This window comes from Porphyromonas pasteri, assembly GCF_014647755.1.
In the GTDB taxonomy this organism is placed as follows: domain Bacteria; phylum Bacteroidota; class Bacteroidia; order Bacteroidales; family Porphyromonadaceae; genus Porphyromonas; species Porphyromonas pasteri.
Map to the genome: position 1 here is coordinate 176,643 of NZ_BMPU01000002.1, position 23,599 is coordinate 200,241.

Below are 23,599 nucleotides of genomic sequence, written 5' to 3' on the forward strand. Positions count from 1 at the left end.
CTTACTCTGCCTTACCTGAGCCTATGTGGTAGTAGGCGCAGTGGGGGTATTCGTAGGCGTCAAGGCCAAGGTAATCTACCTCCATCTTATAGAGACGGCTACCATCTTCTTCGTACTTCTGCCCAGGGACTATACGAATATATGCCCTTATATAGAAGGTCTGCAGATCCAATCCCAGTGTATTCTTGCGCTTCTCAAAGCTCTCTGCTCGGTCAGCGGGGACGCTGATGAAGGGAACATTCTTCTTATATGTTAGGAAGGGGTGGATCGGGAGATCTCCCTTTGTAGCGAGGAAGGGTAATGCATAGCCAAGACGCTCATCCCATGGGTAGCCCCCGCGCACAAAGTCGTATCCCTTGGTGTGGAGCTTGTGCCGCACGTAGTAGACCCGATTGAGATCGAACTTCTCGACGGCTGCTTTCAGCTTCTCCAGTAAGGTTGCTCGCTGTCTCTGATACTCGAAGGGATTGCTTGTCGCATCCGACAGCTGCTCTGGGCTTCCCGTAGATTCGGCGTATACCTTGATCGCTTGATCTGTGTAGGTTAGGCAACCAGCCTTGATAAGTGCGGGTATATAGTCCTCTTGGAGTAGCTCTACAGCCTCAGGATAGAGCGTTTTGTGCTCTATGGGGGCCGTTATAATTTCCCCCTTTTGTATGGCATGCTCGGGATAAACGATGAGGCTGTCCTTGGGGAATTGTGGCAGGCTTAGGAAATATATGATCTGTGGTTGACCGATGGGATCTCCGAAGAAGTCCTTCTCTGCTGGGATGATGCGCTTCTTGAGCTTGCCTTTTGCGAAGGCGGGGATCTTCATATCCCCTTTACTCCAACCCATAGTTTGGTACCTTTCGCCTGGCTCATGCGGCAGGCCTATGGTGAGGCTATCGCCTACGTGGAAGGTGTGGCCATTGATCGTAGTGACGGATTCTTGGGCGACAATAGAGCCTGTGCCAAGCAGAAGGAATAGGAAAAGATAGAGGTAGTTACGCATAAGTAATAGGTTGTAGTTGTGTGAATTGGAGGTGCATCAAAGCCTTTCTCCTATGGCTAAAGTTACTTCTTTTTCGCGGGGGCTATGGGCAGTAGTGCACTTCCTCCGTCTTGCTGGAGCCGAGGTGGTAGTAGGCGCAGTGGGGGAATTCGTAGGCATCAAGACCGAGGTAATTTACGGGAATGATGTAGATGGGGGGCTGATCCGCTACGTAGAATCTCCCTGGGACGATACGGATATAGGACTTGACGTAGAATGCCTGCATACCCATTCCTTGGGTATCTGTGCGCTTCTCAAAGCGCTCTGCTCGGTCAGTAGGGACGCTGATGAAGGGAACTTTCTTTTCTGTAAAGAAGTGTGGTCTGATCGCTTCCTCCCCCACAATATAGGGTTGGGGTAATGGACCATCCACTCCTGGCTCCCAAGCATAGCCTGAGCGCTTGGAGTCATATCCCCTGGTGATGACCTTGTGTCGCAGGTAGTAGACCCGATCGAGATCAAACTTCTCGACGGCTGCTTTCAGCTTCGCCAATAGGGTCGCTCGCTGTCTCTGAAACTCGCGGGGATCGTCGATGTCATCGCTCGTCTGCGCTCTGTCCTTCAAGTTTTTGGCGTATACCTGGATGACTTCGTCGGTGTAGGTTAGGGTGCCGATCTTGATAAGAGCCACGATATAGTCTGAGGGGCGCAGCTCTACGGCCTCTGGATAGAGCGTCTTATCCTCCCGTATGGGCTCCGTCAGGATCTCCCCACGCTCTACCGCTTCCTTGAGGTCGATGATGAGGCTATCCTTGGGGTACTGTGGGAGGCTGAGGAAGTACACGGTATCTGGCTCATTGATCCTCTCGCCGAATACATTCATTTTAAAGGGCTTGATATGTATCTTGAGTTCGCCTTTTGCGAAGGCGGGGATCTCCATATCTTCCTGCGACCAAGAGAGTGCTTTGTAAATTTCGCTGGGATCATTATCATGGGGCAGACCTATGGTGAGGCTATCGCCGAGGTGGAAGGCGTGTCCGTGGATCGTGGCGACAGGCTTTTGGGCTGAGGTACAGCTTATCCCAAGAAGAAGGAATGGGATGATATAGAGGTGATTATGCATAGTGGATAGCCTGTATTTGTTTGAGTTAATTCGGAGGGATGATGTACTTTCTTTAGGGTAAAGTTACTCTTTTTCCGAAGAGTCGGGTAGGCGATAGGTCGAGTGCGAATCGATGCCCTTTCGTGCGATGTGACCCGCTGTGACAAAGGTATTTAGCTCAGCCGTGGCGGCCGTCGGGGAGAGCCCCGTGAGCTGCAAGAGCCGCGTATATATGACACGTCCCGACAGTCAGATGACTGCCGGGACGTGCTGTATAAAGTGATGGGGTAGGGGAGCGCCTTACTGAAGGGCTACCCAGCGCACGAGCGCGAAGTCCATACGATGTGGGAGCTCGGGGTGCGAAGGTAGGATGCGCAGAGCACGCTTGTAGTGCCCAGGACGAGCCTGCTTGAAGCGGAGCTCATAGACCTCACGTGAGCCATTGCGCTCGACGAGTGTCAGGGCAGTCTTCGCTACGAAGCGGAGTCGACCCTGAGCGTCTTCGCGTGCGTCGACGAGCTCGACCTCAAGATCCGAGGTAAGTGCACCCTTGTCGAGGACAAGGCGTACCGTCTCTTCGTCGCCCGTGTGGCGCTCGTTGGACATGTATGCTGCGCTCTCGGAGCACTCGACAGAGACGACCTGCATGCTATCCCAAGCCTCGGCGGTAGCGCGCTTCCACTCGGTGAGTTCGCGGGCGATACGGTTCGAGTCAGCGTGCAGGCGAGCTGAGCGCTCAGCGAGCTTCGTGTAGAAGCGCTCGTAGTAATCGTCCATCATGCGGCGCATAGTGTAGTGAGGAGCGATGAAGTTCATCGAGTTCTTCATCGTCTGTACCCAACCATCGGAGTAGGGCTTGCCATCGCGCTGGAAGTAGAGGGGTACGATCTCCTTCTCGAGAAGGTCGTAGATCGTCGTAGCGTCGAGCTTGTCCTGCAGCGACTGATCAGCGAAGGTGCGCTTGTCGGTGAGTGCCCAACCAGCACCCTTACGGTAGCCTTCGTACCACCATCCGTCTAGGACGGAGAGGTTAAGGACACCGTTCATCTCGGCCTTTTCGCCCGAGGTACCCGAGGCTTCGAGAGGACGAGTAGGGGTATTCATCCAGATATCTACGCCAGCGATGAGCTTGCTGGCAAGGCGCATATCGTAGTTCTCGAGGAAGATGATCTTCCCGAGGAACTGGGGCAGGCGGCTGATCTCGAGGATGTGCTTGATGAGGCCCTGACCACCACCATCGGCGGGGTGTGCCTTACCTGTGAAGAGGAACTGTACGGGGTACTTGGGGTTATTGACGATACGCTCCAGACGCTCGAGGTCGGTGAAGAGGAGGTGCGCACGCTTGTAGGTAGCGAAGCGACGACCGAAGCCGATGATCAGAGCGTTGGGGTTGATACCTTCGAGGACGGATACCGTCGTCTCGGGGTTGCCGCTGTTGCGGATCCACTTCTCGCCGTAGAAGGTGCGGATATGCTCGATGAGACGGAGCTTGATAGCCTGGTGCGTCTCCCATATCGTCTCGTTGGGGAGCTGCTGGATCTTCGCCCAGGTAGCTTCCTCGGTCTGCTTCTTGAGGAAGTCCTTGCCGAAGTGCTTCGTGTAGAGCTCCTGCCACTCAGCAGAGGCCCATGTAGGCAGGTGGATGCCGTTGGTGACGTAGCCGACGTGCAGCTCTTCGGGGAAGAAGCCCTTCCATACGGGGGCGAACATCTCCTGAGAGACGCGGCCGTGCAGCAGGCTCACACCGTTGGCTTCCTGGCAGGTATTCAGTGCGAAGACGCTCATGGAAAACTTCTCGTTGCTCTCGGGATTCTCACGGCCGAGGCTGATGAAGTCGTGCCAAGAGATGCCGAGACGCCCAGGGATGTGGCCGAGGTACTTGCCGAGGAGCTCCTCATCGAAGTAGTCGTGACCAGCGGGGACGGGCGTGTGACAGGTGTAGATCGAGGAGGCGCGGACGAGCTCGAGAGCTTCGTCGAAGGGAAGACCTTCGCCCTCGACGTAGTCCAGGAGGCGCTGTACGCTCATGAAGGCAGCGTGACCTTCGTTCATGTGGTAGACGTCCTTCGAGATGCCGAGGTGGTTGAGGAGGAGCACACCACCGATACCGAGGAGGTACTCCTGCTTCATGCGGTTCTCCCAGTCGCCGCCATAGAGCTGGTGCGTGATGGGGCGGTCCCATTCGCTATTCTGTGGAATGTCGGTGTCGAGGAGGTAGAGGCTGATACGGCCGACGTTCACCTTCCATATATGGCTGTATACGGTGTGACCAGCATAGGGCACCTCGAGGATGAGGGGTGTCTGTCCGTCCTCTTCGAAGATCTGCTCGATGGGAAGCTGAGTGAAGTCCTGAGCTTCGTAGTTTGCCTGCTGCTGGCCTTCGGGGCTGAGGCTCTGGGTGAAGTAGCCGTAGCGATAGAGGAAGCCGACGGCGGTGAGGCGGACGTTGCTGTCGCTGGCTTCCTTGAGGTAGTCACCAGCGAGGACGCCAAGACCGCCGGAATAGATCTTGAGGATATTCGTCAGACCGTACTCCATGCTGAAGTAGGCGACGGAGGGGCGTACTGCGTCTGCAGGCTCGTTTATGTAGGCCTGGAAGTCGGTATAGACTTCGTCCAGCTGCGCCATGAAGTCCTTGTCAGCGACGAGGGCTGCCATCTCCTCAGCAGAGAGCAGGCGAGTGAGCGTGATAGGATTGCCTTCGGTCGACTCCCAGAGTTCGGGAGAGATACGGCGGAAGAGATTCTGTGCCTTGGGGGTCCATACCCACCAGAGGTTGTGGGCGATCTCGTCGAGTCTACGCAGCTCAGCGGGCAGCTGGGCATAAGCATAGATGTTCGTCCAGACGGGATCGTTGGCGCGCTTTGTTACGATCATAAATATATTCCTTCTTCTAAGCAATCGGAGACAGTCGGTCGACTATCCTTTTTTGATGGTGCAAAGGTACTGATAATAAACCACTGCCCCTTACTTTACGACAAGATAGTAAAGCAAGGGGTAGTGGTGTCTCTGTGCAGTGGAGTGGGGGAGCGCCTATTTCTTCGCAGGGGTGAGCCCGAGAGCGGCTGCTTCGCGGAGCATAAATTCGTAGGCGGGCTCGTATTCGTTGGGGATCGTGCCGTCGAGGATAGCGTCCTTGATAGCGTCCTTGATGAGCCCTACCTCGCGGCAAGGCGTGAGGGCGAAGGTATCCATGATGAGCTGTCCCGAGATGGGCGGCTGGAAGTTGCGGATGCGATCCTTCTCCTCGATGTCGACGAGCTTCTGACGAACGACCTTATAGTTGTCGAGGTACTTGCGTACGCGCTGGGGGTTCTTGCTCGTGATGTCGGCTTCGACGAGGAGCATGAGGTCGTCGATATCGTCTCCCGCCTCGAAGAGCAGACGGCGCACAGCGGAGTCCGTCACGCCCTCATCGACGAGGGTGGCGGGGCGCATGTGCAGATCGACGAGCTTCTCCACGTAGTGCATCTTGTGATCAAGCGGTAGGCGGAGGCGGCGGAAGATCTTCGACACCATCTTCATGCCGATGAAGTTGTGGTTGTGGAACGTCCAGCCGAGGCGCTGGTCAAAGCGCTTGGTGCGGGGCTTCCCGATGTCATGGAGGAGTGCTGCCCAGAGGAGCCAGAGGTTCATTTCGTGCCCAGGGCGGGCGGTGGAGAGTGCCTTGGCCATATTGTCCACGACCTTGTAGGTGTGGGTGAGATTGTCCTTGTGGCCGATGCCGTCACGCGTCTCGGCCCCCTTGAGCTCGAGGAGCTCGGGGAAGACGAGCTTCATCAGACCGGTCTTCTCGAAGAGCTCGAGGCCGATGGATGGGCGAGGGGAGAGGAGGATCTTATTGAACTCTGTGGCGATGCGCTCGGCGGAGATGATCTCGATGCGCCCAGCATTTCGCCCGATAGCAGCGAAGGTGTCGGGGTCGATGAAGAAGCCGAGCTGCGAGGCGAAGCGTATGGCACGCATCATGCGCAGCGGGTCGTCGCTGAAGGTGATGTCGGGATCGAGTGGCGTGCGCAGGGTGAGCGCCTCCATGTCGTGCAGGCCGTCGAAGGGGTCGACGAGCTGACCGAAGCGGTCGGCGTTCAGGCAGATGGCCAGAGCATTGACCGTGAAGTCACGGCGCTCCTGATCTTCCTCCAGCGTACCATCCTCGACAAAGGGCTTGCGACTGTCGGGTGTGTAGCTCTCGCGACGAGCGCCTACGAATTCGATCTCCAGGTCGCCCTGCTTGACCTGTGCCGTGCCGAAGCGAGCGAAGACCGAGATGTGTGCACCACGCCCGAGGCGCCCCGCTACAGCCTGTGCCAGGTCGATGCCGCGCCCGATGGAGACGATGTCGATATCCTTCGAGGGGCGGTAGAGGAGGAGGTCACGCACATAGCCCCCGACGATGTAGGCGTCTACACCGAGTTCGTCCGCGGCTTCGCCGATGAGGTGAAAGAGGGGGGTGTCTACCTTGTCGTAGATCTCATCTTCCTTTTCGTAGAGCAAGTCTTCGCTGAGCATCCTTTCTTAGTTGGGTTTCTTCGGCTGCAAAGATACGGGTTTCTTGCGTGGGGAGTGCGGTCACCCACGCTTTGCGAAAGAAAAACATCGGGTGCGTTTCACGTGGAACCCGCACCCGATGCCCTCTCGCGCTTTCGCGCTTTCGCGCGCGTACGTATATAATATGCTTAGGGCTCGATGTCGTGGAGTACGCGATCGGCGTCGGTGATCTCGCGAAGCACACGGCAGGGATTGCCAACGGCGATGACGCCTGCAGGGATGTCGCGTGTGACGACGCTGCCTGCTCCGATCACGGCGCCTTCGCCGATGGTGATGCCGCCGAGGATCGTCACCGAGCCGCCGATCCACACGTTGTCACCGATCTTCACGGGCTTACCTTGCTCGTAGCCTGTGTTGCGCTCCTCGGCGAGTAGCGGATGGGTTGGGGTGTAGATGCTGACGTTGGGGCCGATGAAGACGTGGCGGCCGATGTCGATACGTCCCGCATCAAGCGCGGTGAAGTTGCTGTTGACGAAGCTGAAGTCCCCGATGTGGACATTCGATCCGTAGTCAAAGAAGATGGGAGGTACGAAGTGACATCGCTCACCCATTGTGCCGAGGAGCGAGTGGATGATTTCGTTGGCTTCTTCGTGTTGGTCGGGGCGCAAGGCGTTGTATCGCTGGATGAGGTCTTGTGCTCGCAGTCGCTCCTCGTGGATCTCAGCGTCGATGGCGCAGAAGTATAGCCCTGCTTGGCGTCGCTCTCTCTGGGTCATAGGGTGGGGTGGTGATGTGTGGGTGGGGTGAGTGAGTGTTCCACGTGGAACGTACCTCTGTTTTCTTCGCTTTCTTGTGTGTGCGCTTCGCTGTTTACTCGCGCGCCTTGCTGTCGATCCAGATGGTCACGGGGCCGTCGTTCGTGAGAGATACCTGCATGTCGGCGCCGAAGCGACCCGTGCCAATGGGGCGCCCGAGTCGCTCCTCAAGGGCTCGAATGACCTCGTCATAGAGGGGCTCGGCGACCTCAGGGCGGGCGGCACGGATGTAGGATGGGCGGTTGCCTTTCTTCGTCTCCGCCATGAGGGTGAACTGCGATACAGCGATGATATCCCCACCGACGTCGAGGATGCTGCGGTTCATCACCCCGTCTTCGTCGTCGAAGATACGCAGCTGTGTAGCCTTCTTCACGAGGTACTCGATGTCCTCTGCGGTGTCTTCGGGGGAGATGCCGATGAGGATGAGTATGCCGAGGCTGTGGCTCTCGGCGACGGCTATTCCGTCGATGTGGACGGCTGCGGAGCGGGTGCGTTGGATGAGGAAGCGCATGGATATGAGTGGGTTATCCTTCGGGGTGGAAGGCGGTGTAGATGATGCGGGCCTTGGCGGGACCGATGACGGCGGTTAGGTCGTCGAGGCTCGCGGAGGCAATGGCTTGCACGCTGCGGAAGGCCGTGAGGAGCTCGTCCTTCGTCTTCGGGCCGATGCCCTTGATGTAGTCGAGGCGCGAGGAGAGCTGGCTCTTACTGCGCTTGTCGCGGTGGAAGGTGATGGCGAAGCGGTGCACCTCCGCCTGGATCTGCTCGAGGAGACGGAAGGTAGGGCTGTGGTGACGCACGGGGATCTCGTCGAGGGTGTCCGTGCCGAAGAGGAGCCCTGCCGTGCGGTGGCGGTCGTCCTTCACCAGCCCCGCTACGGGGATGGTGAGGCCCAGCTCGGCGAGGGCTTCGCGTATGGCACCTATCTGCCCCTTACCTCCGTCGGCGAGGATGAGGTCAGGGAGACCTTCGCCTCCGGCTTCTTCGCTCAGACGGCGGTAGCGGCGTGTGACGACTTCGCGCATGGAGGCGTAGTCGTCGGGCCCTTCGACCGAACGGATGTTGAACTTCCTATAATCCTTCTTCGACGGGCGCCCGCGCTTGAAGACGACGCAGGCGGCTACGGGGTCGGAGCCTTGGATATTCGAGTTGTCGAAGCACTCGATATGTAGGGGGAGCTTGTCCAGATGTAGGAGGTCCTTCAGCTCGGTGACGATCTGCATGAGGCGCTGGTCGGGGTTGAGTCGCTCTGCACGCTTGTACTTGTCGACCTTGTACTGGCGGACGTTGCGCTCGGAGAGCTCGAGGAGCTTCTTCTTGTCGCCACGCTGGGGGATGGTGATCGTCACGCTGGCATCGTCCTGCCACCCGGGGTCGAAGGGCAGGATCAGCTCCTTGGCGTGTGAGGCGAAGCGCTGGCGTAGCTCGGTGATGGCGCTGGCGAAGAGCTCCTCGCGCGTCTCGCCCTCGATGAGGCTACGGTACTCGATGGTATAGACCTGCGTGACCATCCCTTGGGTGAGGTGCATGAAGTTCACGTAGGTCGCGCCATCTTCGTCCTCGTCGAAGCTGAAGACGTCGACATTGTGGATGTGGTGCGGGGCGACGGTGTGCTTGACCTGATAGTTCTCGAGGTACTGAAGGCGCTCCTTGTAGATCTGCGCTTCCTCGAAGCGAAGCTCCTCGCTGAGGCGAAGCATCTCCTCGCGATAGAGGTCGATGACGTCACGGAGGTTCCCACGCAGGAGGCTCGTGATCTCGCGGATGTTGTGCGCGTAGTCCTCGGCGGTCTGGTAGCCGACACAGGGCGCCTTGCACTTCTTCATGTGGTACTCGAGGCAGACCTTGTACTTGCCCTGGGCGATCTTGTGCGGTGAGAGGTCGAGGTCGCAGGTGCGAATAGGGTAGAGGTCGCGCACCATGGCTACGGCGGCGTGCGCCATACCGACGTTGGGGTACGGGCCGAAGCGCACCGAGCCATCGTGGGCGGGGCGGCGCTCGACGCGGACGCGGGGGAAGGGCTCGTGGCGGATGACGACCTCGGGATAGGTCTTGTCGTCCTTGAGAAGGATGTTGTAGCGGGGCTGGTGCTCCTTGATGAGGGAGTTCTCGAGGATAAGGGCCTCAGCTTCGGAGCCCACGACGACGTACTCGATACCGCGGATCTGGCGCACCAGAAGGCGGGTCTTCGAGCTGGGTACGTCGCGCTGGAAGTAGCTACTGACGCGGCGACGCAGGTTCTTCGCCTTCCCGACGTAGATGATCGTGCCCTCCTGGCCGATGTACTTGTAGCAGCCGGGGGCTTCGGGGAGCGTAGGGAGGATCTTGCGTATTTCGTCGAGCGTCATCGTGTCTTATCTGAGGGAGGTGGGGCAAAGTCGCCCCCATTACAACAAAGATAAGGGAAAGATGGTGCGCTCCCGCTCGCGCGCAAGCCGTCAGCTCGTGAAGTGGCTAAAGGTGGGGCTTCTTCGCCGTAAGATTAGCCCTTTCGGCGGGGAGTACGGCGGGGCGCAGAGGCGCCCTAGAATGCGGGCTTGCGGAGGGAGGCATATCACTACTCGTTCGTAGTGCAGACCTATAGTGGTTCGCGCGTCGACCTATATAGGTCGCGACCTTTAAACCAATAGAGGCACAACTCTATGCATTTCACTGGACTTTCTTCTCCCTTTTTTATTGCGGAAGTACACTATTTAACATTGCGACTTTCCTCTATTAGCCTTTCTTTTGATGGCAACTTCTCCACGTTAAGAACAAAGGCTGTGGTATCATCATACACTATAGTTAAGTATCCCTTATGTTCCCACACCTTTAAGACAGGAAGTATTCTTTCTCTTTCCCTATATATAATAGGAGGAAAGGCATCCCATGTATAAGTAGGACTATAGGCAAATGGATCATGGCAAATATAAGTTGCCAACAAACGAATGATCTTTATCCTCTTCATTTTACTTAAATGTTATTACCTCTCCTGTTTTAAGGTAGTCCCCCCAATTTGTGGTCAAAGTTAGCCCTTTCGGCGGGAGTACGGCGGGGGAGCTACGGGAGGGACAGGTGCGGGCTTGTGGATGGGGGTAGTGTGAACCTATATTGGTCGGCGGGCTGACCTATATAGGTCGTCATCGCGACCTATATAGCTTCGTCGTCGGACCAATATAGGTCAGCCCGCCGACCTATATAGGTTGATTTATCTTCCTGCGGTAGGGTGGTGGTGCAAGCGGTGTCTATCATAGATAGAGCTATAGCGAAAAGCTACCACGACAAGAAGAGGAGGGGGATATGCGAACCAGTACTGGTCGCCGAAGTGACCAGTACTGGTAACTGATATCAACTAGTACTACTTCGCGCTGCGACCAGTACTGGTCAGCCGAGTGACCAGTACTGGTTACTTTCCCATCCTTGTACGGGGTGCGGTATGGGGTTGTAGTACAGAGCGTTGTGATATGTTCGCTCGGAGAGCCTTTTCCCAGCTGAGAAAAAGAAACCTCCCCGAGGAGCGGGATCGTCGGCTTGGTGTGAGGTGGAGGCTACTCCAGCTCGATGGGATTGAAGGGGATCGTCCAGGAGAGTGCTTCGGCTTTCGTCAGGAAATTCCCCTGCGCATCCTGTGGATATACCCGCTGGCCATTGGCCTCAAAGGTCTGTATCGGGTGCTTGTGTAGTCGCTGATAGTAGTCCCTGAACTGTGCACGACTGACCGACTTCACCAAGCGAATCTTCCACTCCACGATGTCCGCACTACGCTGACATAGGGCGTCGAGTACGAAGTGATGCGCTCCATCCATGCTGTGCAGCTCGAGGATCAGCCCAGGGAGGCCGCCAAAGAAGTTCGGGCCAGCGGAGATCGGGATGCTGGGAGTAAACCAAGCTTCGTAGCTTCTCCCGCGGAACTGGCACGTGGCACGCTGTGCCTCGTAGCCAGAGATGACCTTCTTCTTACCTGTCAGCGTCCATGAGAACGTCGGGGTGTCGGTGTACTTCAGCGTGGGGCCTGAGAGAGGCGTCCTGTAGTAGACCTGCGTCGTACCATTGGTCAGATCGCGGTAGTAGCAGAAGGGAGACAGACCTTCATCTGGTATTTTTACCTGGGCGTATTTATTGGCATCATGAGTAAGAGCAGAGTCTGCCTGCCAGAGTCTGTAGCTGTAGGACTTGACAAGCGCCTTGCCCAGCTCCACGCGGATGATGTCTTCTTGGAAGTCTTTACTCTCGGCAGGTGTCTTGTGGCGGTAGGTGTAGTCCACGAAGTACTCGGACTTCCCGAGGATCTTCCCTGCTTGCAGGCGCATCTGTATAGTAGGGAACTGTGCGAGCAGGCCGAGGGGGCTCATGCTCACGAAGGTGAGTAAGAGGAGAAAGAGGTTTCGCATAAGGCAGTCTGATATGATGTGTTATCCCATTAGCTACTCCAGCTCGATGGGGTTGTAGTAGAAGGTCGGGTTTTTGATTTGGATGCCTGCGCCAGGGAACGCTGTCGTGAGCGTCTGCACGATATTGGCATGCATGCGCCTACATAGATCACGGACTTTGCTCCGATCTGTGCGCTTGTAGTTGTCTTTATACTTGACGATGGGCAAGGCCTTGGGGAGCTGTGAGACACTTGTTGCCTCGAAGATGTACTCCCTCTTGGCATCATAAGCCTCCAAGATCAGGCCAGGAGCGTCACCCAAGAGCCACGGGCCATTGGAGATGGGGATATCCGTCGCTACCCAAGCGGTATAGTCACGGCCTCGGAAGCGTGCCGTAGCCTTCTGACATGAATAGCCGAGTACGTCCTTGCGCTCATCGGTGAGTGTCCATGACTGGGGGTGTAGCTCATCAGTGTAGATGAGGGTATATCGGTAGGAGTAGACGAAGAGTCTAAAGGTAAGCTCGCTGTAGGGCTTGGTGCCACTCAGATACTTATAGACCTCCATACCTCCCATTCCCCGCGCCTCGATACCAGGTCCAGCCTCTTGGCTCTCTGCTGCGATAAGCTCCTGCTGGTTGTCGAGGACGCAGACGTGTCCGAACTTCGAGATCTTCCGCCCGACGAGGAGGTACATCTCGTTCGTCACCTTGTCGTGCTTCTTCGGGTCGAGGAGGCAGGTCGTCTTGTAGTCAATGCGATAGTTCGCTGAGTCCAGGACGGTGTATTTCCTGATATCGAAGGGATGTATACTGCCGATAGGGCTCTGAGCATGGGAGGAGAGGCTTAGTCCGAGGCTCAGTAATAGTGCATAGAGCGCTATTGACTTCATAGAGATGGTGTCCTTCATTCGTCTGTGGGATCTTGCTATGCGTATTAGAAGAGCTTGAATCGCGCCTTGAGCATTATGGCTGAGGGACGTATGTCGTAGTAGCTGTGCGAGGCGACGAGGTCGGAGAGCGTCCCCGAGCTGTAGAGGCGTGCACCGAGGATGTTCGTCCAGTCGAGGGTGAGGCGCACCTTCCGCCACGTGTAGGCGAGTCCAAGGTCAGCGAGTGTGAAGTGCCTCCCTTGAGTCACTGCATCGTTGTAGTAGTGCTCGGCGGTGAGCTTGATAGCGACATCCTCGAGGACATTCACGTGCGAGATGACCTTGTGACTGAGGCTCTGTATCGGTGTGAGCCAGCTCCTATGCTCGAGGCGACTGCGGTGCAGACCCCAGGCGACGTTGTACTCCATCGTGAGCCACGGTAGCGGCTTGAGGGAGCACCTCCCGCTGGCGCTGGCCCACTGACTCGTATAGCCGAGGAGCTTCCCTTCGAGGTAGCTCTTACCCTCGCTCTGGCCGAGGGCTGCATCCCCAGAGACCGAGAGGGAGATCCAGTCATAGCCTTTGCTGAAGCGTGCATTGGCCGAATAGCTCTGCCCCGAGTGCGGCAGGGGAAGGCGCTCTACGACGGTGAGTGGAGGCTCGATCTTCAGCGAAGAGATGGCTTCACTGCGGTGGTGGCTGTAGCTGACCCCCGCGCTGAGGAAGAGCATCGAGAAGATATCCTTGTAGCTGAGGGTAAGCCCAGTGCTGGCCGTGCGCGAGCTGAACTGACGCATCTCGTGACGCGTCAGGCTGCGGTAGCTCTGCATGATATACCCTGCGTAGAGCGAGCTGAGGCTGGGCTGTGTGAGGGCTATCGAGCCGTTCAGCTTGAGCGTGAAGTCCGAGGCGAACTTATAGCTCACCCAGCCCCGCGGCTCGAAGTATAGCTTCCCCTCCGAGAGCCTTTCGCTTGGGCGGAAGCCGTCCTGCATCAGCGTGTGGTAGTAGAAGAGCGGGAGTACGGCGTCGAGGCTGAAGACCTCGGACTTGTAGCTCAGCTCATGCCCCAGCCCAGCGCCAAGGCGAGTGAAGCTGATCCCGTTGTGCATATCCCGCGAGGGGAGAGGCTGGTAGGTGCCCGTGAGGCTCGTCGCTCCCAGCTCGGTATCCAGCGCCTGATGCTGGGCTTGGAGGAAGAGCCGTGGGCTGATCCGTAGCTCCCCGATATGCCATGCGGAGAGCAGGGCGAGCTCGGCGAAGCTGAGGAAGGCGCGGTGCCGTACGTCTTGCGTGAGCTCGGCATAGGGCGCTCCGCTATTGATGCGGGGAGCATAGAGCCCTGGCTGGATGCTTAGACGGTGCGGGGAGGTCGCTACGGCATTGCGCCAGAGGATCTCACCGCCCTTGCCGTCTGCCTTCGTCCGTACCCAGTGTGAGGTATTGGTCGCTGAGAGGTAGCGCTGGCGCATCTGCTGTGTGAGGTCCTCTCCCGCTGAGACGATGCCGTGCTCTTGCTCCCACGAGGCCTTGAGCTCGAGGAGGTTGTTGAAGTAGAGCTGCTCCTTATTGATGTTGTAGCGTAGCTCGCCCTCGAGCTGATCGATCGTACCGCGATTGCGCAGGTCTTCGCTGATGACCTTCGTGCCCTCGGGGAGGAAGTAAGTCGTCTGCGAGGCGCCATGTGTGCGCTCTCGGTCGTGGAAGAAGATGAGGTTGGCGTTCAGCTCCGCTTCATTCTTCAGCTTGTAGAGGTTGTTGGAGGAGAAGGCGTGCGTGTCGTTGTCATAGTAGCGAGGGCGAGAGATGCGGGGCTCGTCGGGCTGCTGTAGCGAGGTCATCGTGAGGCTGGGTAGGGGAGAGCCCCCGGTGAAAGAGCGCAGCTCGCGGCGTATGTCCTCCCCGTTATCATTGCTCTTGGCGGTCAAGACGTGCTGTCGCAGCTTGGCGAAGTATAGCCCGATCAGCTCTTCGCTGCGCCTCACCCTACCGTCATAGCCGAGGCCGAGCTGTGCCGTCATGCTGAAGGTGCCCTTGACTTCGTCCTTCAGCTTGAGGTTGATGGCGGCCTCGCTGCTGGGCTGGGTCTTCTCGAGCGCCTTGACGGGCTGGTGGTTCTCGAGGACCTGCACAGTGGCGACGTCTTTGGCCGATATGTTGTTCGTCGCGATGCCGTAGCGCCCTTGCAGGGCATCCAGCCCCTCGATGTAGAACTTATTGATCGGTTTCCCCTGGTACTTGATGAAGCCGTCCACCGAGACCTCTATATTCGGGAGCTTACGCAGGACGTCGGCGATGACTACATCATTCTTCCCGATGAAGGCGCCGACGGAGTAATTGACCGTGTCCTTCTTCCCCCAGATCTTACGAGCCTTCACCTGTACCTCTCTTAGGAGGGTGCGTGACTCCTTGACTCGGAAGTCGCAGGTCTGACTGACGTTCTCCACGCGGCGGTCCATACGCTCGATCTCCATACTCGCTACGCTGATGAGGAGCTGGGGCTGCGTGCTGCTGACGCTTAGGCGGTAGCTGCCGAGGGCATCGGTGAAGGTGTAGGCTAAGATCGTGCTGTCCGTCGGCACTAAGGCCAGCACACGGGCGTACTCTACGGGCGCCCCTTGGAGGGTGCGTACGTGCCCCGTGATGATACTCTGCCCGTAGGAGGATGATAGGCTGAGTAGGAGGGCGAGGAGGAAGAGGATGTATCGCTTCATAATAGCGCTGGTAGTAAGGTGAGCGAAGGGCGGGGAGCTACTCTGCCTCCAGCCACAGCCAAGGGAAGGAGAAGTCTCGATTCTTATTGGTATTCCCAATGTGTAGATTCTTGCCGAGTGTTTGCTCGCAGAAGAGGACCGGCTGCTTGTGCATACGTAGGATGGTCGCGCGTAGCTTCTCACGCGTAGACTTGATGTGCGGGTAGGTCCAGAAGCGGATCGGTGTGCTCTTATTCTCAACGCCTATGCAGGTGAAGACAAAGTATGCCTCCGTATCTTCTACCGCCAGGATGAGCCCCGGCAGTCCGCAGAACTTCCACGGGCCGTCAGAGAGGGGAATATCTGAGGTGAACCAAGCGATGTACTTCCTCCCACGGAATTCCCCGAGGGCTTTCTGACACGTGTAGCTGAGGATCTTCTTGGTCTCCGACTGGATCTGCCACTTGAAGTCGGGCAATGCCTCGGTATATTGCCCGTAGCCCGCGCCGAGGAAGAGGCGGTAGGAGGTCGTCAGTACACCTGGCTTGGGGTAGCCCTTGAAGACATCTTCGGGGAAGGTAATATCACTAAAGCTATCGACCGTCTTCGCACCCTGCTTTATCTCGGCATCCGCTTTCTCGCGGGCTTTTAGGATATCACGGCTATAGGTCGCAGAGATACGCTTGCCGATGAGTAGCGTCTGCGTGTCCTTATAGGCGACGTAGCTATACTTAGGGTTGGGGTTGAGCTTGGCTGCGATCTGATAGGTGATCTCATACTTGGCGGTATCGACTACTTGGTACTTATCCGATGGCCCGTAGGAGGTCGGGAATATGTACATCTGGGCAGACAGCGTCAAGGCTTGCATTGATAAGCACAGCAAGAAGGCTTTTACGAGTCTCATAGTTTCTGATGGGGTAGGGTGATCGTGGGTTAGCGTGGTATGGGGTGGCCCTCATCGTGGCGCACCTTAGGCGGTTGTATCGTGGTGTATTGTCTTTGAGGTATGAGGGTGTGAGGCCCTTCGTGCGGCAGGGGAGGCGGGTGATGCGTTAGGTAAAGCCTCTCGAGCCGAAGGATCGCTCGGACTCAGTTATCTACCACAAACTTAGTAAAAAAACACCACTGCAAATGCGCAAAGAAAGAGCCCCCTGACACACGGCTATCCGCATACGTCAGGGGGCTTGCTGGCTATACTTATGGTAGGGTGGGATGCAAACCACTACTTGTTCGTAGTGCAAACCAATAGTGGTACGGGTGCAAACCACTACTCGTTCGTAGTGCAGACCTATAGTGGTTCACGCGTCGACTAATAGTGGTCGCTACTACCTCCTCACGGTGGTGGAAGTGATGGACGTGGTCGCCTCGGTCTGCGGTCGCACCTGCGCCTTTAGCCGCCATTCCTTTCGGTAGATATGCAGGGTAATCAAATCATTTGGCGATCTTCTCAAATTCATACTTCCCTCCGACTATAGAATGACGTTTCTCTATTTGGCTGGATATCATCTTCTTTATCTCTTCATCTTTTGTTTCGGAGAGCAGATATTCTAATGCACACAGACTTTCGGGTTGCGGTTGAGCACCAATAGCATAGATAATATTTTGAAGGTATGAACGCTTTATTGCGCTGTCTTGTGAGATATACAGAGGAATATGTCTGAATATCTTTAGTAGAAAATCTATGTTTTCTTGTTTCTTATTGAAGATACACTGGAATACACGGATTAAATCTTCATGCTCAGAATGCCAATCTTCTGTCAGTAAGACTTTCCAAATCTCTTCCAATTGTTCATTCTCATACACAGGCAACATTCTCAGATAGCATAATTTCTCTCTATCTTTTTTAGTAATCACATCCTCATATAGCCTTGATACACAGTCTATATCAGAATACCATGGTAGCAATGAATATAACTCATCTCTAGTTATCTCCCCAGATGCAAACTGGGCTATTATTTTTCTTTCAGTAGTTGTCATAAGCTTGATCTCCGACTTGGTTGAATAGTGTAATCTGCTTGTGCACGAGCCGTTGGCTCGCGAAGCGGCTAAAGACGGGGCTTCTTCGCTATCAAAGTTAGCCCTTTCGGCGGGGAGTATGGCGGGGGAGCTATGGGAGGGAAGGATACGTCTTGGGGAAGGGGGTGGTGTGAATCTATATTGGTCGGCGGGCTGACCTATATAGGTCGTCATCGCGACCTATATAGCTTCGTCGTCGGAGCAATATAGGTCAGCCCGCCGACCAATATAGGTCGATTTATCACCCTGTAGTAGGGTGGTGGTGCAAGCGGCGTCTATCGCAAATATAGCTATAGCGAAAGGCTGCCACGACAAGAAGAGGAGAGGGATATGCGAACCAGTACTGGTCGCCGACGTGACCAGTACTGGTAACTGATATCAACCACTACTACTTCGCGCTGCGACCAGTACTGGTCAGCCGAGTGACCAGTACTGGTTACTTTTCCCTCCTTGTGCGGGTGTGCGGTATGGGGCTGTAGTACAGCACGTTGTGGTGTGCTCACTTGGAGCGCCTTTCCCTGCTGAGAAAAAGAAATCTCCCCGAGGAGCGGGAGGCGCATCCTCGGGGAGATCCTAAAAACACAAGTAAGAAGTGAGCCTATCAGAGGGCTACTTCGTGGGGCGGGGGCGAATGACGCTCAAGAGGCTGATGTCAGAGGCGTAATGGAGGTCGAAGGTGCGTAGCTCCTTCACGCTCTCGCTGGGGGTCGTGGGGAGCTGGAGCAGGAGGAGCTTCGTCAGGTCGTGCAGGAGGGGGCCCGAGCGGCCTTGGTCGAGGTAGGAGACCATCAGCGCCTTGAGGTCAGGGAGATAGCCTACCTGCATCTTGAAGCCTTGGCGATTGTCCGCCTCGGTGCGCCCTGCGATGGTGTAGAGGAGCTGGGAGGTGAGGCCCTGTACTTCGCTTGCGGGACGGCTGGTGTCAATGGTAGCGGTGTAGACACTGCGCTCCTTGGCCTCGGCGCCGTTGAGATTGGGCGTGCCACCCGAGTAATAGATGTGGTGCGTGGCGGGGTCAATGGTGACGCTGCGGCCGATGGGTTCGCTGAGCGTGAAGACAGCGAGGAGCTTCTCTGCAGCGAGGTCGAAGAGGTAATAGCGGTTCGCCGTGTCGCGCAGGATGACCTGAGCGCCCATACGGAAGATATCCTTGATCTGCGCTCCCGAGAGGGCAATGGGTACCTTGCGAGCGGCGGTGCTTCCCTTGTCAAAGGCGAAGGCCGCGGACTCATAGCGCACGAAGAAGTAGCCCTTATCCTGCCAAGATGCTGCGCCCGTGGGGTAGCCGAAGATGCCCGTGAGGGCGGTCATCTTCCCCGTCTCGGGGTCGAGGCGGTAGAAGTGCTTCTTGTCGAAGGAGAGGTAAGTCGTGCCGTCGTCGAAGGTGAAGGAGTGGCGCACCCATTCATCGCCGTCGGGCTGGGTGATGCGTAGGTTCTTCGTGAGGCGCATCGTCCTGCGGTCGAAGAGGAGGAGACGTGAGGCGTGCTCGCTGTCGTCGGTGAAGTCGTACTTTGCCAGGTAGGCCAGATAGTCGCCCGCTTCGCTCAGCGTGCCTTCGCAGAGGTAGCCTTGGCCGTCGTACTCCTTATTCAGCGGGGTGGCCTTGTCAGAGAAGACGGGGAGGAGGGTCTTCGCCTCACGGTCGAGGAGGCTTAGGCTGGAGGCCACGCCCACGCCATCGGGCTGGCTCGTCAGGACGGAGGCAAGTCCTTGGTTGAAGATCAGGGTATAGCCCTCATAGTCCTTGTAGGCAGGCGGTGTGGGCTCTGGTGTCGGTGTGGGTACAGGCGTTGGCGTCGGTGTCGGTGTCGGCGTCGGCTGGGGGAGGGGCGTAGGCTTATCACCGCAGGCCGTGAGGAGGCTGAGGGCAAGGGCTACGCTGTAGATGCGGTAGTTCATAGTCGGCGTGTATCTAAGGGTCGGAGAGGAAGAAAGGCGAGGCAGCCACGGGTGTGGTACTGCCTCGCCTTTGCTTATAGGGGGATTACTTCAGTTCCTTGACGGTGAAGCCGTGCCACTTGCCGTCAGTGAGGGTATAGGTCTTGAGGTGCTCAGGGGTGACGTAGAGGACGGGGCTCTTCAGCTGACCGAAGGCTACGAAGCCCTCCTGAGGATAGTCCTCATAGGCCTTGGTGTTCACCTCTGGCTGTGCGCCGAGGATGAAGGTCACACCAGAGTGCTTGTAGTTGCCGTGGAAGGCCCCGCTACCGATCTTCTTAGCAGCAGGGATACTGACGTAGGTGATCTTCAGGCCATTGCCACTGAAGTTAGCGCCACCCGTGAAGCAGACATCACCGATCTCCTCGAGGAGGGGGAAGTTCACAGCCGTGAGCGAAGCGTTGTCGGTGAAGACTGCTTCGCCGAGCTTCTTCAGCTTGGGCAGGTGAGCGAAGTTGAGGCTACCCGTCTCATTGAAGGCGAAGCTACCGACCTCCGTCACTCCTTCGGCATAGATCGCCTTGAAGTTCTGGAATCTCTGCGTGAAGACGCTATTGTCGATACGCGTGATGCTTGAGGGGAGGACGAGGACACCATTGCGGCCCTGACCAGCGAGGTAGCTCTGACCAGCACTCGTGATGTCCGTCAGCACGCCGCCCTTGACCTTAAAGTACTTGCCGTCGAGGCTCTCGGGGATAGTGATGCCGTCGAGCTTAGCGAAGTGGTGGCGTGCGATGAACTCGAAGTACTGCAGGAAGTTCGGGCTCTTGCTCTCATCGAAGACGAGGACCTTCTCCTCGGGCGTACCCCAGAAGGCATCTTCAGCCGTGCCGTAGGTCTTGTCGGTCTCATCGATAGCCAGCGGAGGACGCTGTGCACCACCGAAGTCAACGGTCATAAGAGCGGAGCAGTTCTTGAAGGCTGCCTTACCGATCTTCTTCACACCAGGGGCGTGGATAGCCGTGAGCTTCGTATTGTCGAGGAAGACGCCATCAGCGATCTCCGTGACGGTAGCCTCGAGGGTGACGATACCGTCTGCGGGGGTCTTGTCGATAGGATAGGTGACGAGGACGCCATCCTTGATCTCAATCTCGGTGCCAGGGATGGGCGCACCGTTGATGGTCTTGAAGTGGTGCTTCTTCGCGAAGTCAGCGAAGTCAGCGACCTTGTCTGCGGGGACGATGAGGTCCTTCTCTTCGGACGTGCCTTCGAAGGCATTATCGCTCGTCGTGGGGACGGTCGCGCCGAGCTCGAGGCTGGTGAGTGCCGAGCCCTTGAAGGCAGCATCACCGATCTTCGTGAGCTTGGGTGCCTTGACGGTCTTCAGCGTCTTGTAGCCCTCGAAGACCTTGGCCGAGATCTCGGTGACTTCGGGGAGGGAGACGAGGCCCGTAGCAGCGATTTCCTTCTCTGGATAGGCTGAGAGGACGCCGCTCGTGATCGTGATACCGCTCTGAGGTACGACGGGCGTGTCGGTCTTGCTACATGAGGCGAGACCCAGGGTGAGGGTTAAGGCAAGGGGGAGAAATTTCTTAATCATAGTTGTGGGTTGGGGTGAAATATAGAGGCACGCCCGCCCTCGTGCTGCGAGAGCTAAGGGCGGGTGTGCGGGAGGAGTTACTTAGGCTCGTTAGAGAAGCCGTAGCCAGCCTGCTGAGGCAGGAGGAGCTGCAGCGTCTTGGGATAAGCGAGGTATTCAGCGGGGATCTTGCCCGTGAGCTTATTGCCCGAGAGGACGAACATCGTGTAGCCGTAGTCGGGCAGACCATGCAGGCCAGCGTACTTAGCTGCATCGGGCAGATAGCGCTTGATGCGTGCGGGGATCGTGCCCGTGAGATCGTTGTCGCTCAGGTCTACCGAGATGAGCAGGCTCTGCTGTGCGCCACCGAGGTCCGTGGGGATCGTGCCTGAGAGCTTGTTGCCCTTGAGGTCGATGACGTAGATACCCGTGAGGTGTGCGAGCTCAGCAGGGATCGTGCCCGTGAGCTGGTTGCCTGCGAGGTTGAGCTGCTGGAGCGTCTTCAGCGCACCGAGAGAGGCGGGGATAGCGCCCGTGAGCTTGTTGCCCGAGATGTGGATCTCGCGGATGCTCTTCAGCGAACCGAGGGAGGCGGGGAGGCTTCCCGAGAACTCATTGAGGCCTGCGGAGAAGTACTCGAGCTGAGCGAGTGCGCCGAGAGAGGCAGGGAGCTCACCTGAGAAGTGACAGCCATATAGAGAGAGGTACTTAGCGCTCTTCAGTGCGCCGATCTCCGTGGGGAGCGTACCCGTGAAGCCCTGGAAGGAGAGGTCGATATAGCGTGCCTTCGTCAGCTGACCGATCTCGCGGGGGAGCGAGCCGGTGAGGGTCTTCCCGTTGGGGCGGTGCTCCTTCGCGGTAGCGGGATCACCATTCCACCACATGCTGAGGTCGTAGCGGCTATTGCTGAGGTCGAGGGTATCGAGCTCGGTGAGCTTGCCGATGGCGGGAGATACCTCGCCCGTCAGGCTCGTGAAGCGCAGACGCAGCGAGCGCAGGTGGGTCAGCTGATAGAGCTCGGCGGGGATGGTACCCGTGAGCTCGCGGTTGTACTGCAGCTGGAGCGAACGCAGAGCGGTGAGCTGTCCGATGCTCTTAGGCAGGGTGCCACGGAGCTTGTTGCCGCCGAGGTAGAGGGCGGTGACACGAGGTGCGCCTGCGACGTCGCTTACCTGGACGCCTGCCCAAGTAGCTACGGGGCGAGAGCTATTCCAGTTGTTGGAGTGCGACCAGTTCATCCCGTCGAGGCTCTTGTAGAGGTCTACAAGGGCAAGGCTGTCGGTCTGGATCGACCCCGTGATCGTCTCGCCTGCGGGGAGCTCCGTAGTACGAGCGCTGGTGTTGCCAGCGGGCTGAGGCGCATCCTTCTGCTCCTTGCCGCAGCTGGTGACGACTCCACCGAGGGCGATAAGCGCGAGGGTAGAGAGGAGAGTTTTCTTCATTTTAGGTGAATATTAAGTGAACTAATTAGGATAAATCATCGGTTGGCCCCCGTGCGGCTGGCCGCATTGGGGATGAAGAAGAAGCCTGCGGGGAAGGAGTTTACCTTCTCCTTCAGAAGGAGCTTCGTGCCGTCAGCCTTGAGGACCATCGTCACGTTCTTCTTGTTGTAGGTGCTGAAGTCCTCGAAGGCTGCGTAGTAGAGTTCGCCCGTAGCAGGGTCGACGCCGAGGCTGTTGTAGTACATATTAGCGGACGTACCTACGCCATCGATCGTCTTGACATCGATGACCTGAGAGGTCTTGCTCGTAGCGAAGTCGTGGCAGTAGATGACGGAGCTTTGGCCCGTGAAGTAGAGCTTGTCGCCGTGAGCGAAGAAGGCGGAGGAAGCAGACCAACCCGAGGAAATGGACTTGTCGAGGATGTGCCTGTCGAGGGCGACGAAGTTGTCAGGGGTGGGGTCTACCTTGAGGATCGCATTGGGGCTCGTCGTAGATACCCAGAGCTTACCATCGTGGCTGACGGCGATACCCGAGGGCTTGGCGGGGGTGAGGTCCAGCTCACGGACGACCTGAGTACCCTGGATCATCAGCATCTTGCTGTCGGAGGTGAGGGCGAAGAGGCGCTCACCGATCTGTGCCATACGCAGCTTCTTGGCCTTGCTCGTACCTGGGATGGAGACGAAGCCGCCATCAGCCGTGCCGCGGTAGATCCCATTGCGGTCGGTGCGCAGGTAGATCTGGTCGCGCAGGACAGCGATGTGCGTAGGCCACTGCTGTGCGAGAGCCTCGTCGTTGTAGACCTTGACCTTCTCGAGGGAGTTGCTACGGGCGATAGTTAGTAGGCCTTCACCGCCGTTCTTGGGGCCGTTCTGCGAGATGATATAGACCTGGTCATTCCCGAAGGCGAGGTCTTGGCAGACATTCCCGAGCTTCGTGCCATTGATGTGGAAGTAAGCCTGATCGATGACGAGCTTCTTGGAGGGATGGATGTAGGTCAGTGAGCCCGTCTCATTGCCGAAGTTCCCTTCGTTGAGGAGGAAGACGCCTTCGGAGAAGCGGGGAGCGACGGTGTAGGTGTGCTTAGCGCTCTTGCCGTCGACAGTGAGCGTGACTTCATACTTACCTGGGTGAGCGGTGGTGAAGTCGAAGGTAGCACCTTCGGCAGCCTTCGCGCCGTTCACTGCCCATACGGCTTTGGCAGCAGCGTCCTTCGCTACACCAGCGACGCTCAGGTGAGCGGTGTCGAGCTGGTAGAACTCTAAGGTGCTTGCCACTCCATCGATCGTCAGACCCGAGGGAGGATTAGGGCTTGGCGTGGGGTCATCCTTCTTACAGGAGGCGAGGCCAGCGATGAGAGCGAGGCTGGCGATGAGAATCTTCTTGTACATAGT

At 57.3% G+C, this 23,599-nt stretch carries 16 protein-coding genes; all 16 read right to left on the reverse strand.

What is annotated here, in order from left to right; translation table 11 throughout:
• Window position 1: 1 nt before the first annotated feature.
• On the reverse strand, window positions 2–994 hold the full coding sequence (locus IEX77_RS04250) for a hypothetical protein (protein ID WP_188807870.1): 993 nt from the start codon (window positions 992–994) through the stop codon (window positions 2–4).
• An 82-nt stretch (window positions 995–1,076) separates the two neighbouring features.
• Entirely contained in the window at window positions 1,077–2,096 is a 1,020-nt protein-coding gene (locus tag IEX77_RS04255) for a hypothetical protein (RefSeq protein WP_188807871.1), read from the reverse strand.
• A gap of 279 nt (window positions 2,097–2,375) precedes the next feature.
• A complete protein-coding gene (glgP, locus tag IEX77_RS04260; protein ID WP_188807872.1) occupies window positions 2,376–4,952 on the reverse strand; it encodes an alpha-glucan family phosphorylase in 2,577 nt (858 codons plus the stop codon).
• A 156-nt stretch (window positions 4,953–5,108) separates the two neighbouring features.
• Entirely contained in the window at window positions 5,109–6,584 is a 1,476-nt protein-coding gene (locus IEX77_RS04265; RefSeq protein ID WP_188807873.1) for a CCA tRNA nucleotidyltransferase, read from the reverse strand.
• Between the two features lie 167 nt (window positions 6,585–6,751).
• Complete coding sequence (locus IEX77_RS04270) at window positions 6,752–7,339, reverse strand: sugar O-acetyltransferase (protein ID WP_188807874.1); 588 nt, start codon at window positions 7,337–7,339, stop codon at window positions 6,752–6,754.
• A 94-nt stretch (window positions 7,340–7,433) separates the two neighbouring features.
• Complete coding sequence (dtd, locus tag IEX77_RS04275) at window positions 7,434–7,889, reverse strand: D-aminoacyl-tRNA deacylase (RefSeq protein WP_188807875.1); 456 nt, start codon at window positions 7,887–7,889, stop codon at window positions 7,434–7,436.
• A 13-nt stretch (window positions 7,890–7,902) separates the two neighbouring features.
• On the reverse strand, window positions 7,903–9,726 hold the full coding sequence (uvrC, locus tag IEX77_RS04280) for an excinuclease ABC subunit UvrC (protein WP_188807876.1): 1,824 nt from the start codon (window positions 9,724–9,726) through the stop codon (window positions 7,903–7,905).
• 1,179 nt (window positions 9,727–10,905) lie between these two features.
• A complete protein-coding gene (locus IEX77_RS04285; RefSeq protein WP_188807877.1) occupies window positions 10,906–11,748 on the reverse strand; it encodes a GLPGLI family protein in 843 nt (280 codons plus the stop codon).
• A 33-nt stretch (window positions 11,749–11,781) separates the two neighbouring features.
• A complete protein-coding gene (locus IEX77_RS04290; protein ID WP_188807878.1) occupies window positions 11,782–12,636 on the reverse strand; it encodes a GLPGLI family protein in 855 nt (284 codons plus the stop codon).
• A 26-nt stretch (window positions 12,637–12,662) separates the two neighbouring features.
• Window positions 12,663–15,311 (reverse strand): carboxypeptidase-like regulatory domain-containing protein, encoded by a 2,649-nt coding sequence (locus tag IEX77_RS04295; RefSeq protein WP_188807879.1) that lies wholly within the window; start codon window positions 15,309–15,311, stop codon window positions 12,663–12,665.
• A gap of 37 nt (window positions 15,312–15,348) precedes the next feature.
• Window positions 15,349–16,194 carry a GLPGLI family protein gene (locus tag IEX77_RS04300; protein ID WP_262890255.1) on the reverse strand — a complete coding sequence of 282 codons (846 nt, stop codon included), beginning with the start codon at window positions 16,192–16,194 and terminating at the stop codon, window positions 15,349–15,351.
• 527 nt (window positions 16,195–16,721) lie between these two features.
• Window positions 16,722–17,267: a hypothetical protein gene (locus tag IEX77_RS04305; protein ID WP_188807881.1), complete on the reverse strand. Its 546-nt coding sequence runs from the start codon at window positions 17,265–17,267 to the stop codon at window positions 16,722–16,724.
• Window positions 17,268–17,915: 648 nt separating this feature from the next.
• Window positions 17,916–19,208 (reverse strand): hypothetical protein, encoded by a 1,293-nt coding sequence (locus IEX77_RS04310; RefSeq protein ID WP_188807882.1) that lies wholly within the window; start codon window positions 19,206–19,208, stop codon window positions 17,916–17,918.
• 85 nt (window positions 19,209–19,293) lie between these two features.
• Window positions 19,294–20,787, reverse strand: coding sequence for a leucine-rich repeat protein (locus tag IEX77_RS04315; protein ID WP_188807883.1), 1,494 nt, complete (start codon window positions 20,785–20,787; stop codon window positions 19,294–19,296).
• Between the two features lie 77 nt (window positions 20,788–20,864).
• Window positions 20,865–22,208, reverse strand: a complete 1,344-nt coding sequence (locus IEX77_RS04320; RefSeq protein ID WP_188807884.1) for a leucine-rich repeat domain-containing protein — start codon at window positions 22,206–22,208, stop codon at window positions 20,865–20,867.
• Window positions 22,209–22,243: 35 nt separating this feature from the next.
• Window positions 22,244–23,596 carry a DUF5074 domain-containing protein gene (locus IEX77_RS04325; protein WP_188807885.1) on the reverse strand — a complete coding sequence of 451 codons (1,353 nt, stop codon included), beginning with the start codon at window positions 23,594–23,596 and terminating at the stop codon, window positions 22,244–22,246.
• Window positions 23,597–23,599 lie beyond the last annotated feature (3 nt).